This window comes from Pseudoalteromonas sp. OANN1, from assembly GCF_024124685.1.
In the GTDB taxonomy this organism is placed as follows: domain Bacteria; phylum Pseudomonadota; class Gammaproteobacteria; order Enterobacterales; family Alteromonadaceae; genus Pseudoalteromonas; species Pseudoalteromonas piscicida.
The window spans coordinates 1-12,995 of sequence record NZ_JAMXSE010000013.1 but is presented as its reverse complement, the minus strand read 5'-3'; the positions used below and the strand labels follow the sequence as shown (position 1 = coordinate 12,995).

Annotated in this window: 11 protein-coding genes and 1 rRNA gene; 6 read left to right on the top strand and 6 right to left on the bottom strand. The window is 45.1% G+C overall.

Features of this window, described 5'->3' with window-relative positions; all coding sequences use genetic code 11:
- Positions 1 to 299: 299 nt before the first annotated feature.
- Positions 300 to 923: an HTH-type transcriptional repressor FabR gene (gene fabR / locus NH462_RS12165; protein ID WP_010374371.1), complete on the bottom strand. Its 624-nt coding sequence runs from the start codon at positions 921 to 923 to the stop codon at positions 300 to 302.
- A gap of 125 nt (positions 924 to 1,048) precedes the next feature.
- Between fabR and NH462_RS12160 the strand changes: the two genes are divergently transcribed.
- Both NH462_RS12160 and sthA read left to right on the top strand, forming a co-directional pair.
- Entirely contained in the window at positions 1,049 to 2,176 is a 1,128-nt protein-coding gene (locus NH462_RS12160; RefSeq protein ID WP_010374369.1) for a fatty acid desaturase, read from the top strand.
- A gap of 35 nt (positions 2,177 to 2,211) precedes the next feature.
- Entirely contained in the window at positions 2,212 to 3,648 is a 1,437-nt protein-coding gene (gene sthA / locus NH462_RS12155; RefSeq protein WP_017219300.1) for a Si-specific NAD(P)(+) transhydrogenase, read from the top strand.
- 50 nt (positions 3,649 to 3,698) lie between these two features.
- Here sthA and NH462_RS12150 read toward each other — a convergent pair whose 3' ends face one another.
- The gene (locus tag NH462_RS12150) at positions 3,699 to 4,940 is read right to left on the bottom strand and encodes a hypothetical protein (protein ID WP_253105815.1); all 1,242 of its coding nucleotides are present in this window, start codon (positions 4,938 to 4,940) and stop codon (positions 3,699 to 3,701) included.
- Entirely contained in the window at positions 4,921 to 5,568 is a 648-nt protein-coding gene (locus tag NH462_RS12145) for a methylamine utilization protein (protein WP_253105814.1), read from the bottom strand. Before NH462_RS12145 ends, NH462_RS12150 begins: the two co-directional genes overlap by 20 nt.
- 201 nt (positions 5,569 to 5,769) lie before the next feature.
- On the opposite strand from NH462_RS12145, the gene NH462_RS12140 reads away from it, so the two are divergent.
- The gene (locus NH462_RS12140; RefSeq protein WP_253105870.1) at positions 5,770 to 7,803 is read left to right on the top strand and encodes a glycoside hydrolase family 97 protein; all 2,034 of its coding nucleotides are present in this window, start codon (positions 5,770 to 5,772) and stop codon (positions 7,801 to 7,803) included.
- 115 nt (positions 7,804 to 7,918) lie between these two features.
- On the top strand, positions 7,919 to 8,119 hold the full coding sequence (locus NH462_RS12135; RefSeq protein ID WP_010374359.1) for a hypothetical protein: 201 nt from the start codon (positions 7,919 to 7,921) through the stop codon (positions 8,117 to 8,119).
- 125 nt (positions 8,120 to 8,244) lie between these two features.
- Here the strand turns inward: NH462_RS12135 and NH462_RS12130 are convergent, their stop codons facing one another.
- Complete coding sequence (locus tag NH462_RS12130) at positions 8,245 to 9,657, bottom strand: glycosyl hydrolase family 18 protein (protein WP_010374357.1); 1,413 nt, start codon at positions 9,655 to 9,657, stop codon at positions 8,245 to 8,247.
- 281 nt (positions 9,658 to 9,938) lie between these two features.
- Here NH462_RS12130 and NH462_RS12125 point away from each other — a divergent pair, with 281 nt between their 5' ends.
- Positions 9,939 to 10,592, top strand: a complete 654-nt coding sequence (locus tag NH462_RS12125; protein WP_253105813.1) for an XRE family transcriptional regulator — start codon at positions 9,939 to 9,941, stop codon at positions 10,590 to 10,592.
- A 34-nt stretch (positions 10,593 to 10,626) separates the two neighbouring features.
- Here NH462_RS12125 and NH462_RS12120 read toward each other — a convergent pair whose 3' ends face one another.
- On the bottom strand, positions 10,627 to 11,799 hold the full coding sequence (locus NH462_RS12120) for an MFS transporter (RefSeq protein ID WP_253105812.1): 1,173 nt from the start codon (positions 11,797 to 11,799) through the stop codon (positions 10,627 to 10,629).
- A gap of 80 nt (positions 11,800 to 11,879) precedes the next feature.
- On the opposite strand from NH462_RS12120, the gene NH462_RS12115 reads away from it, so the two are divergent.
- Positions 11,880 to 12,692: a helix-turn-helix transcriptional regulator gene (locus NH462_RS12115; protein WP_253105811.1), complete on the top strand. Its 813-nt coding sequence runs from the start codon at positions 11,880 to 11,882 to the stop codon at positions 12,690 to 12,692.
- Positions 12,693 to 12,892: 200 nt separating this feature from the next.
- On the opposite strand, the gene rrf is transcribed toward NH462_RS12115, so the two are convergent.
- Positions 12,893 to 12,995, bottom strand: a 5S ribosomal RNA gene (gene rrf, locus NH462_RS12110); the annotation flags it as partial.

Below are 12,995 nucleotides of genomic sequence, written 5' to 3'. Positions count from 1 at the left end.
CCCCACCCCTCTGGTTTACCAGTAGGAGGTTAAGAAGGAGTGAAATACGCGCAGTCATTTTCATTGAGCTAAGTGTTCCTGTTGATGAATTGGCTATGTTTTAACATGCTTTAAAAGCGACAATCAAGCATAAATTATCCCAAAAACAGAGTTTAAACCTCATTTTACCGGCAACTTAAATCACAGTAACGCCATTTTTAGAAAATATATTTCAAGATCAGAAGTGAACACAGATAGGATATGAAATGAGCAGGGGAATTTTGAATTTTAATTACCAATAAAAAAATAGCCAATTTAGGCTATTTTTTTATTGGTTCTGGATGTTTTGCATAACCAGAGGCACCTTTTGCGATATACCGCAACTGCCACTTCAACCGCTCGGTCAGTTCAGCCCGTTGAGGGGGGTCTTGATCCAAAGCCTCAGCACCAGAGCTAAATACTAAGGTGACCATTGCTTCAGCCTGCATGTGGGCGTGATGGGTATCTACTCCCGTTTCCGTTTCAAGATAATGAGCAAGCTCTAAGATAAAATGTTTGATTTCTCTAGCCACGGCGGCTCGAAACGCAGGCGACGTGCCCGAACGTTCACGCAATAATAAACGAAATTGGTTGCTCGACTGCTCAATAAATTCCATAAAGGTGTGCACAGAAGTATTGATCACGCTACCACCTTTAGCGATACGACGCCTTGCTTGGCGCATTAGTTGTCGCAAGGTTAAACCCGCTTCATCTACCATAGTCAGCCCGAGCTCGTTCATATCCTTAAAATGTCGATAAAAAGAAGTAGGTGCGATACCCGCCTCTCGTGCGACTTCACGCAGGCTTAAATTCGAGAAACTATGCTCAGCACTTAGTTGATTAAATGCCGCTTCGATAAGCGCTTGACGGGTCTTCTGTTTTTGTTGGGCGCGTACACCAGCCATGGACTTTCCCCAATTCGCTTCGAAAAATAAGAACAATAAACCGCAGTCTAAACCTTGACGCAGCAAGAATGAAATACTATTTTAGCGTACAGTTGTACGCTGAAATTAGATTTTGAGATTAATTGATGAAAAAACCACCCATTTTATGGACCAATGTGCTGTTCTTTAGCTTATCGTTTTTAGCTGCGATCACTTTGGTGCCTTGGTATGGCTTTGAATACGGTTATACCACCAGCCACTGGGTAGCTTTTGTTGCCTGTATGTTTTACGCCGGTCTGTCGATCACCGCTGGGTATCACCGCTTATGGGCGCATAAAGCCTATGACGCCCATCCTGTGATCCAAGTTATTTTTGCGTTGGGTGGCGCATTCGCGTTACAAAACAGTATATTACATTGGAGTAGCGATCACCGTGTGCACCACGGTCAAGTCGACGACCCAGTAAAAGATCCGTACGCCGCAACACGAGGCTTCTGGTATAGCCATATCGGTTGGATGCTGAGAGATTATCAAGGCGAGACTTACGGTGATTATAATAACGCCAGAGACTTACAACGTAACCCTATCGTGATGTGGCAACACAAGCACTATATGAAATTGGTGTTACTTACGAATATAGGCATCCCGTTAGTGCTAGGATTATTACTCGGAAATGTGTTTGGTATGTTGTTACTTGCAGGCGTACTCAGACTCGTACTCAGTCAACACTTTACCTTCTTTATCAATTCACTGGCACACATTTGGGGTAGTCGTCCTTACACCGAAAAAAATACCGCGCGAGACAATGGCTTGCTAGCCCTATTCACTTACGGTGAAGGCTACCATAACTTCCATCATATTTTTGCGAGCGACTACCGTAATGGTATTCGTTGGTATCACTATGACCCAACTAAATGGCTGATCCGTACTTTTGCAGCTCTGGGCCTTGCCAGTAAGCTAAAACGCACTCCAGTTGAACGCATTGAAAAAGCCAAGGCGGAGACCTTATTGAATAAGACTAAAGTCAGTCTCGCAAAATTGCCTTTGGCGCAAGATAAGCTTACATTGTTACAACAAGAGTATGATTTACTTCTTAAAAAGCTTCAAAACTACTGTACTGTGCAAAAACAGGTACTCGAAGCGAAGAAAGAAGCAGTACTTGCACAGTGCGAACATTCCGCACTGATGCAACAATATAAAGAGCTAGAACAAGCTTGGGAAAGTCAAAAACAAGCTTGGATTGCACTAAATTCGAGGCTACTGAAAACGGCATAATGTTCAGCGGCCTCAACAACTAAAGGGGTGAGGCCGTGAGCAAAAAAGCTTCAGAAAAAACCGAAACTGTTCCACAATCCTATCAATACGATGCCATTATTATAGGCACCGGACCTGGCGGCGAAGGCGCCGCCATGAACCTCTCTAAAAGTGGTAAAAAAGTCGCGGTTATCGAACGCCAGCATGCGGTTGGCGGTGGCTGCGTGCACTGGGGCACCATTCCCTCAAAAGCGCTTCGTCATTCTGTCAGTCGTCTAATTGAGTATAAAGCAAATCCACTTTATCGTTTTACCGAGCGCCCGCAGCGCCATACCTTTCAAGATATTTTGCACCATGCCAGTGATGTGATCTCAAAACAGTCAACATTGCGTTCTAGCTTTTATGGTCGTAACCGCATTCACTTATTCCAAGGCGATGCCAGCTTTGTTGACGCAAATACGGTACAAGTCATTCATCAAGATGGTTCGCAAGAGTTACTCACCGCTAAAACCATTGTGATCGCCACAGGCTCGCGCCCATACCGCCCACCAGGCGTTGATTTTAACCACCCTCGCGTCTACGACAGCGACACTATTTTAAGCCTTGAGCATAATCCTCAGCGCGTATTGATATACGGCGCGGGGGTCATAGGCTGTGAATATGCCTCAATCTTTAAAGGACTGGGCGCAAAGGTAGACCTCATCAACACCCGCGACCGCTTATTGGCCTTTATGGATGCCGAGATCTCTGACGCACTCAGTTACCATTTTTGGAATAATGGTATTGTTATTCGCCATAACGAGGAGTTTGCGAAAGTAGAGACCCATGATAAGGGGGTTATTGTGCATCTACAGTCAGGCAAGAAAGTACGTGCTGACTGCATTTTATGGGCCAATGGCCGCTCCGGTAATACCGAAACACTCAACCTTGCAAGTGTAGGTCTAAAGGCTGATAGCCGTGGCCAGCTTAAAGTCAACGAACACTATCAAACTGAAGTAGATAATATTTTCGCAGTAGGAGATGTGATTGGCTATCCAAGCCTAGCCAGTGCAGCGTTCGATCAAGGGCGTATTGCAGCCAATGCGATTGTGCATGGTGCCTGTGATGATCGTTTGATAACCGATATCCCAACCGGCATTTACACCATTCCAGAAATGAGCTCTGTTGGTAAAACCGAGCAAGAACTCACCGCTGCGCGCATTCCCTATGAAGTGGGCCGCGCCCAGTTTAAACATTTGGCTCGTGCACAGATCACAGGCACTGAAGTTGGCAGCTTGAAAATTTTGTTCCATGCAGAAACCAAAGAAATATTAGGTATTCACTGCTTTGGTGAACGTGCATCCGAGATCATCCATATCGGCCAAGCCATTATGGAGCAAAAAGGAACAGGTAATAATATCGAGTACTTTATCAATACTACCTTTAACTATCCAACAATGGCCGAAGCCTATCGCGTTGCAGCACTAAACGGCATTAATCGTCTACTGGATTAATGCATCGTATGGCATAAATAAGCGTGACACCTTGAGCGTCACGCTTATTGTTATAAATTAAAGCGATACTCCGCGCTGAGTCGCCACACATTATCGCTTTGCTTAGGCTTACCGTTAAAGGCCTCGCGGTTTGCAACTGCGGTTGTCAGACTCAAAAACTCTCCGCCCACAAGCCAATTGCTATTAATTCGATACTTCACTGTAGCGGTCAGTGCATGGCCATCACTTTGATTAGGGTCGAACTGCCAATCATCTTTGTCGATGACTTTGAACTGCTCCCCCCGTAAGGCAAAGCGCCACTCATCGCGCTGATGTGTGAGTAGCAAAAACCAGCTATTAAAGTCATTATCAACGCCTCGATTGGCACCCATTGCGGTATTACCCAGCATGCCTTGTGCGAGTATATGGGTCTGCGGTGTTAACTTGTAACGCCAAGCTGCACTAATAAATTTAGTGTCCCACGCATACTGCCCAGTTCGGTAGTTGATCTTACTTGGATCGCCATTATTATCGTACCAATAGACATTGATCTCACTGCGGTTTGAAAAGTCGCGATGATACCCAACATAATAACCAAATCGGCCATCAACTTCAGAAAACGGTTCAACATGCTGTGCTTGATGTTGTAACTGCGGTGTGTTCAACGACTCTACCGCAGCAAAGGGGAGACTTTCGTTAAACACCGACTGCCTATCATGCACGGTAAAGCCTCGCCATGCGAGTAAAGTGCCAGCCGGATCATTACCCTTAAAAACACCAAACACACCTTTGAATCCCTGACCGCGGCTACGACGCGTCTGCGGCTGCTCAATCGCGACTTCACCTCCAAATACCCGCACTTCCTCACCAATCCAAGCGTTGATAGCCGAATACTGGTAGGTATAGGGTGATGACCAGCCAATATCTGGGTTCTCAATAGAAAACTTCGGATAAAAGCCACCTGCTCGCATAATAAAACGGCGACCATTTTTGGGTAGTGTTCGATATTGCAAATACAGTTCTGTAAAACCGAGCTTGTCATCTGGGTCTGGCACATACTGCGTTACCCCATGCAAAGACCAAGCGCTGGCAAAATCTACACGCCAATCAATAGCGCCTCGACTAAGCGTAATGTCTGACTCCCCTTTGCCAAAACGCGTAACGCCCCACCCTGGCTGATACCAAGCTTTACGATTATCATCATGCTGCCAGGTCGTTTGCAGTTGTCCTTGTCCTGAAATTTCAACGGCACCTGCTTGCCCTATGGCGAATAATGCCAGAGCAGCGCTTAGCTTAGTAATCATCGAAGCCATCGGAGAAATCCTGAAGTGGAGCAACCAGAGTTTGCTTAATTTGATAGGTAATCGCTTGAGTGTTGTTCACAGCAGAGAGCGCATGCTGTTCTATTTTGTCTATATTTTCGAATCTTTCATGCCATACATTCAGCTTTAGTGCGCTGGCTTGCTGAGCACCTAAGTCAATTGATACTTTGCCGCTGCTATCCGTTACCGCAAATAATGGGCTATCTACAACCACGATATAGCCCAGCATCCAATCGTGAATATTGCAGCCAAGCTCAACCACACCGGTTTGATCAAATAATACTTGTTTCGGGTCATCGCGATACAACTTAAGCTCGAATGGCTTTGCAGCAGAGAACGAATAGACGTGGTGCAGAATGGGATCTAAATTCGGAAACGAGACTTGTGTGCCTGCTTGCACCATCAAAATATGTGGCACAAACGCTTTATCCTTTTGCTCCATTTTATAATCTAGCGTCGTTCTTTTATTATCAAAGCCATCTCCTTGCAACCACACCGCGGCATTCGCGAGTGGTTGTTTATCAGCATCGACAATTTGCACTTCAAGGGCATTGACTAGACCGGCTTGTAGCGTTGCCATCACAACAGCAATACGCACAAAAATTGTTAGGTTTAGCATAAGCAGTTCAACCTATCCTTATTATTTTTCTTAGCTTGTCTACACTAGACCGAGCGGAATAATTATTACATTCATCGCATTTACAGCATGAATACGTATGCAACTTTTACGTGAACGTTAGCATACAACAGTAAGCTTAGCTTATGTGCAAAAGAACACGAATTTTCGTGCCGACAACAAGAAGGAAAAACTATGCGCCCCATGTCACTTTCCCTGATCGGATTAAGCTTGTTTACGACTACGAGCTTTGCCGCATCTTTAGCTGTGAGTTCGCCAGATGGCAAAATCACTTTTACCTTGAGTGATGATAATAGCCAGCCGATCTACCAAGTCAGCTTTAACGACAAAACCATTATTCAACCGTCTAAACTTGGTTTTGATTTCGCAACAGCTGCATCGATGCGCGATGGCTTAAGTATCACCACACATCAGCGCAATAGCGTCGATAGCAGTTGGCAACAGCCTTGGGGCGAAGCCCGGGTGATCCAAGATAAGCACAATGAGCTTGCAGTCACCTTTGCTAAGCAGACAGACAAGTCGCCGCAATATACTGTGCGTGTAAAAGTATTTGATGACGGTGTCGGCTTTCGTTATGAGGTTGCTCAAAATCAAGCGCTTTATATCACCAGAGAATTAACCGAATTCGCCTTTGCACAAAGTGATAAAAGTACCGCGTGGTGGATCCCTGCTCGTGGCTGGAATCGCTATGAATATGTATACAACACCACACCACTGCACGATGCCCCACATGTGCACACCCCGTTTACCTTAAAGAATCAAGACGGAGTTCATATCAGTGTGCATGAAGCGGCCCTAATTGACTATGCGGGTATGACCTTAAACCAGCGTCGCCCGGGAACATTTGTTGCTGATCTAACACCTTGGTCAGATGGCGTTGCAGTAAAAACCAATGGTAAGTTCAATACACCTTGGCGCACCCTGCAAATAGGCGATAAAGCCACCGACTTGTTGAACTCTCACCTTATTTTAAACCTCAACGAGCCAAATAAGCTCGGTGATGTATCTTGGGTTGAGCCGGGTAAATATATCGGCATTTGGTGGGGCATGCACATCAACAAAAATACCTGGGGCAGCGGCGATAAACATGGAGCCACTACGGCGCGCACTAAAGAATATTTGAGCTTTGCCGCTGACAACGGCTTTGATGGCGTGTTGGTTGAAGGTTGGAACATCGGCTGGGATGGCGACTGGTTCTTCAACGGTGATGTCTTTAGCTTTACCGACGCCTATGCTGACTTTAATATTGACGAAATAGCCAAGCACGGAGAAAAAGTAGGTGCACGCCTAATTGGTCATCACGAGACGTCTGGTAACGTCAGCAACTATCGCAATCAAATGGAGGCGGCCTTCGCACTCTACGAAAAAGCAGGCGTTCGCCAAGTTAAAACCGGTTATGTAGCCGATGGTGGCAACATCAAACGCATTGATGCCAAGGGCAATGCCAGATTCGAATGGCACGATGGTCAATTTATGGCAAATGAGTACTTAGACAACGTCAAACTCGCGGCCAAACACAAGATCAGTATCAATACGCATGAACCAATCAAAGATACCGGCCTGCGTCGTACCTATCCAAACTGGATTGCGAGAGAAGGCGCTAGAGGGCAAGAGTTCAACGCATGGGGCACGCCACCAAACCCACCAGAGCATGTGCCAATGCTCGCCTTTACTCGCATGTTAGCAGGCCCAATGGACTTTACTCCGGGTATTTTTGACATGGGCTTCAACGGCCTTGGCGATAAAACCAACCGCCCACAAACCACCCTCGCCAAACAATTAGCGCTTTATGTTGTGCTTTATAGTCCAATTCAAATGGCGGCCGATTTGCCAGAAAATTACCTCGCTAAGCCAGACGCCTTCCAATTTATCAAAGACGTACCCACCGACTGGGAACACAGTATCGCACTTGCAGGAGAAGTGGGTGATTATGTTGTTTTTGCCAGAAAGGAGCGCAAGCATAAACAATATAGTGGTAACGATTGGTTCTTGGGCGCAGTAACTGACGAGGAAGCGAGAGAAATTCCTATTACTTTAGATTTCCTTGAGTCAGGTAAAACCTTTGAAGCGCAAATCTACGCGGACGGTGATAAAGCCGAATGGAAACAAAACCCGTATGAAATGAATATTTACCGTAAAAAGGTAACAAGTGCCGACAAACTCACATTAAAACTGGCTGCCGGCGGCGGTGTTGCTATTCGCTTTAAATCGCTTTAAACATAAGGTGACTACCCAGCAGCTGGGTAGTCACCGCTTTGATCTGTACATTTAGTAAACTATACAGTAGGGTGAAATAGTCTATTAAGACATTCTTATTTCAAAGGAAAATAATATGAAACTTACCCTAGCAAAGAAAAAACTAAAACAATTAGACTATCAACAGAGCCAACTTGCCGTAAAACTCACACCGCAAGCAGCTGGTGGTAGAGGACCAGAAACCGGCGTTATGTGTGAAACGACTAATAACGATTACTGGTGTCAACGTCCAAGTTCACCGGCTGTTACCTGCAGCGTAATGGAACGCTGTTTATAAACATTTCCCACCATATATAGGCTAGATATTATAAAAATATGTAGTTAGCCTATTTCTCAGTCAAACTCTCTATATGCTCAACGGCCAGCTCTCACTCCCCGCCGAGCTGAGTTATAAGTAATAATTTACTGACATTGATAGCTTGGTGTTACACCATTAGCAACTTCCCATTTCGCCGTTAATAGCGACGCAGGGCCATTACTGTCATGGGATAGCTCCCAATTCATAATGCCACCGGCATTGAGCTTAGCGTACTGCGTTTTTGCGCGGATCGTCGGGATACCATTGTAGTAGCTGCTACCATCACTATCGCGACAGGCATTGGCAGGGTTCTCTTGTAGTAAGGTGCGATACGCTTTCCAAGTAGGTCTTGCATAAAATGGTACGCCTAATACCGTTTTTTCTTTACTGAGCCCACGACCTTGCCAGTAAGCTATTGAGTCTTTGGCGTATTGCATAGAGGCATGATCAGTATTGTTCGCGTCGTACGCCATCAAATTTAAAAAGTCGATATCTTGGAATACAGATTCCAACACGCCACCACCGGTATAGCCAAGCGCCACCACAGCTGCCGTCAAGAATTTACCTCTGGCGCGTAACTCAACGCTCAGTTCCTTCATCAGTAATGCATAGTTATTTGCCGAAGCTCCGGGATCTGGGTATTCCCAATCCATATCAACGCCATCTAGATTATGCTGCTCTACAAACGCAATGACCTCTTGCACGAAACGGGCTCTGCCTTGCTGTGAACTGGCGAATGTCTCAAATGCACTATCGTCGCCTCCGTTCCAGCCGCCAATGGCAATCCCCACTTTTACATTGTTGGCATGCGCCGAATTTACTAGCGCTGTCATTTTGCTTAAATTTTCAAGCGGTCTCAGTGTGCCATCTGCATTGGGTAGTAAAAATGAGTAATTGATATGGGTGAGTTTATCAAACTGAATATCACTCACGGCTCCCTGCCAACTTGGGAAATAGCCGACAATTTTAAAATTAGGATCGCCAGGAGGAACCTCGTCAGACACGACACTGAAGTTCACCGCACTCGATTCACCTCGTGCCCCAGACACATCAGTTGCATAAACAGTTAATGCGCGATTACCTAGTCCCTGCGCTTGCCACATCACCTCATAAGGTGCACTGTTGTCAGAGGCGACAAGCGTGCCATCGAGATAGAATTCAACACTGTCGATTGCGGTGTTTTGCGGATGGCTTACTACCGCCGCTAGGCTAACTGATGAGCCCACTAACACTCGTGCGTTACTACTTGGGGAAGTGACCGAAACTTGAGGCAATGGCGTTACAGGATCACAACTGCCATTGGCTTGCCAGACATCATAAGTATTGGAATTTTGCGCTGGGTTTTGGTTTTGTGTCCACCATTTCGCGGTGTATTTAGCTGACTGATAAGTGACTGCGTCGCCACCTGTATATACCTGCTGTGATTGCCATTGCGTTAAGTTGCTACAGTCTACCGCCAGTGCAACTTCCATCGCGCCCAAGAGCGGAAGTGCAATTAATAAATTTGTATATTTCATTACCTTTTTCCATGTTGTATATCGGCTAAAGCAAGTCGTGCCGAGTTTAAATAAATGTTAACTTGCAACTCTAGCCTACCAGCATGAACAAATTTCGTACAACGCAACTCACTACGACCTTAGTCTAATGAAAATAGAAAATACTTCTTCTCCTTACGCCATTTATCCATCGGTGATAATGCTCGTTTATAAAATGTCCAACTAGTGCAGCGAGACTGTACAGATAAGGCTTAGCTCAGTATGCTTGCGGGTTTAGGCGCTATAAAGAGAATAATTAAGAGATGAGTACGGCATTTTCAAGACGATTTGTAACCTTAGTCGAGCAATTTGCAGGCGGAAATAAGCGCCAATTTGCCCAGCTAACAGGTAAATCCCCTTCCCATATTTACCGTATTTGTCGCGGCTTAAGTCGCCCTTCAATGATATATATTGAGCACCTTTATAGCCTATTTGCCGTTGATCTGAACTGGTTACTTACCGGTGAACAACCCTTAGATAAACCACAAGGTCAGTTTAAAGATGAACTTACCCTCATACCTAAACTTGATATTGAGGCCAGTGCAGGTATGGGTAGTGTAATTGGTCATGAAGAAGTCACCGAGCAGTTTGCACTCAACCGTCGTTGGCTAAACTCCCATCTTGGCGTGTATTCTGAGAAGCTCGCCTTTGTCTCTATCCGTGGTGATAGTATGCAGCCCACCTTGCTAGACGGCGATATGGTACTCGTTGACCTTTCACAGAATCAACCCAGTAAAGATGCGGTTTATATCATTCAAACGGATGAGGGTTTAATGGCTAAGCGAGTGCAACAAAAGCACTCTCAGCTCAAAGTGATCAGTGATAACCCTGATTACCCGAGCTGGGAGATCACTGCTGATAATGCCGACAGTCACGGCATTGCAGGGCGTGTTGTTTGGTGTGGTCGCAGTATCTAAACTGCAATGTCACTATTCGTGTGATGCTGGAGCATCACACGGGTTTAGCCAGCTTGTCCTGCACATTTGCTGTATTCACAAACTGGCTCAACACCAATGAGCACACCGCAAGTGCAGCACCAAAGTAAAATACTAAGGATTGATCGTATAACCATACTAAGCCAAAGCTTGCAGGGATCACTACTGCTGCAATATGGTTAATGGTAAAGCTAACCCCAGCTGTTGCTGCGATATCTTCTGGCCTAGCAATTTTTTGAAAATAGGTTTTAAGTGCAATGGCCATCGCAAAAAACAGATGGTCGATGACATAAAGCGCTGCTGCAAAGCTTGCTGACTCTACCAATGCATAACCAATAAATACAAAAATGAGTCCCACATATTCGATTGTCAGTGTTTTACGCTCACCAATATGCCCAATCATTTGACCAATCTTGGGGGCGATAAAGATATTTATCAAATGATTCAACATATAAAGCGCGGTGATCTGTGCAACATCAAAACCAAACTTTTCCACCATTAAGAAACCCGCAAACACCATAAATATTTGTCGTCTCGCACCCGAGAAGAAAATTAAGGCGTAATATAGGCCGTACTCTTTTCTCAAAATGAGCTTTTTATGCTGCGTAGTATGCATTTCAAAGGTTGGAAAGCCGATAAACATAAAGAGCGCAATGATAAAGCCAACCCCTCCAATGAGCAGATACATCCACTGATAGTCCGCAGAAAAGTAGCTAAAACCTAGCCATATTACCGCATAGGTGATCAGAGAAGCGATGGATTTAATAGAGAGCAAGATACCTAGTTTGGCCGGTGCCTCATCTTTATTGAACCATTGTAAACTGAGAGATTGATTCAGCGTCTCGAAATAGTGAAAACCTATCGACATTAACACTGTAGTTACATACAAACCATAAATAGTAGGCAACAAGCCCGTAATGGCGACGCCAAGCGATAACAAACATAAACTGATCAGTGCGAAGGTCTGCTCCTTTAACACCAATAAAACAAATACCGCTGTAAACGCTAAAAACCCGGGGATCTCACGCAGGGATTGCAACATTCCCATATTAGCGCCATTGAAGTTTGCGGCTTCAATCGCAAAGTTATTGAGCATGGCCATCCAACCTGCGAACGTAACGGCCATAACTACGGTAGCGAGCACTAAGAAATTAAAAGGACTTTGCCATCCTTGAGAGGCATTCTTCATGATTATCTCCACATAAAGCACAACTATTAAAAAGTTATGGCTATAATATGGCCACACGTTAATTTCTGATATACATAATTATGCCAAGTTCTTTATCAAAACAGACAACTTCTCCTTGGCGTATTCAGCCCAAATATAAGCGTTTCTTAAAGCCAAACCTTGGCCGACCAATTCTGCCAAGAGCGGTAAAAAAAGCAGAGTGGGAGCATGTTCAAAGACACCAACATGAGTGGGGGCAGCTTGCATATACAAGCAATGGAGTCATCACAATTGTGACTCCTGAAGGCACTTTCGTGATCCCGCCAGACCAAGCTTTGTGGCTACCTCCGGGCCTTCCGCATGAGACGTATTGCCGCTACGGTGGGGATTTTCGTAGTGTCTATATCGACAATAAATACACCGAGTTACTAGGGAATAAAGCGAAGCTAATTGCGGTAGATGAACTACTGAAGCAATTTATACTGGAGATCTGTACTTGGCAGGAAGATTATCACCTAGATGAAAAAACAGAGCGATTTATTACGGTCTTTATTGATAGGCTAACGTCGGCTACAAGTTGCCATTTTTTTATTCCAAGTGCCCAAGACGCGAGAATTTTGCCCATTGTGACAGAATTGCACAATAACCCAGGATGCAAAATAAGCTTGGAGGCCTGGAGTGAACAGGTTGGCGCATCAACCCGTACACTCAACCGTCTATTTCATAAATGCTTTATGATGGGGTTCAGTGATTGGCGCCAAAAACTAAGAGCTATCAAAGCGATTGAGCTTTTGAAAGATGGATATTCTCAGCAACAAGCAGCTGAATATTTGGGTTTTGAATCTACCGCTGCATTTAGCAATGCGTTTAAAAAAGTCTTTGGCAAACCGCCGGGACAGTACATTAAAAAGTAATGGTAATTTGGGATCAATAAATGCTTTCCCACTAAATATTATGAATGCATAAACCGGTGGGTAAAGCACCCCCTACGATGCAGTGTATATGGTAGTAGGAGCGAGTTTACCTCGCGATGTGTTGATTGGCTTGCGAGGTTTTCTATACCCCAAACAGCAAAAAACCCGTCGCATTACTGCAACGGGTTTCTCTTATTTGGCCCTGGCGATGTTCTACTTTCACATGGGTAATCCACACTATCATCGACGCTGTTTTGTTTCACTTCTGAGTTCGGCATGGGGTCAGGTGGGTCCAAAACGCTA

Coding starts and splice junctions, on each gene's coding strand:
- NH462_RS12140 (WP_253105870.1), top strand. CDS start 5,770: ATGTCACTTTCCCTGATCGGATTAAGCTTGTTTACGACTACGAGCTTT.
- NH462_RS12160 (WP_010374369.1), top strand. CDS start 1,049: ATGAAAAAACCACCCATTTTATGGACCAATGTGCTGTTCTTTAGCTTA.
- fabR (WP_010374371.1), bottom strand. CDS start 923: ATGGCTGGTGTACGCGCCCAACAAAAACAGAAGACCCGTCAAGCGCTT.
- NH462_RS12145 (WP_253105814.1), bottom strand. CDS start 5,568: ATGCTAAACCTAACAATTTTTGTGCGTATTGCTGTTGTGATGGCAACG.
- NH462_RS12135 (WP_010374359.1), top strand. CDS start 7,919: ATGAAACTTACCCTAGCAAAGAAAAAACTAAAACAATTAGACTATCAA.
- NH462_RS12130 (WP_010374357.1), bottom strand. CDS start 9,657: ATGAAATATACAAATTTATTAATTGCACTTCCGCTCTTGGGCGCGATG.
- NH462_RS12150 (WP_253105815.1), bottom strand. CDS start 4,940: ATGGCTTCGATGATTACTAAGCTAAGCGCTGCTCTGGCATTATTCGCC.
- NH462_RS12125 (WP_253105813.1), top strand. CDS start 9,939: ATGAGTACGGCATTTTCAAGACGATTTGTAACCTTAGTCGAGCAATTT.
- NH462_RS12120 (WP_253105812.1), bottom strand. CDS start 11,799: ATGAAGAATGCCTCTCAAGGATGGCAAAGTCCTTTTAATTTCTTAGTG.
- NH462_RS12115 (WP_253105811.1), top strand. CDS start 11,880: ATGCCAAGTTCTTTATCAAAACAGACAACTTCTCCTTGGCGTATTCAG.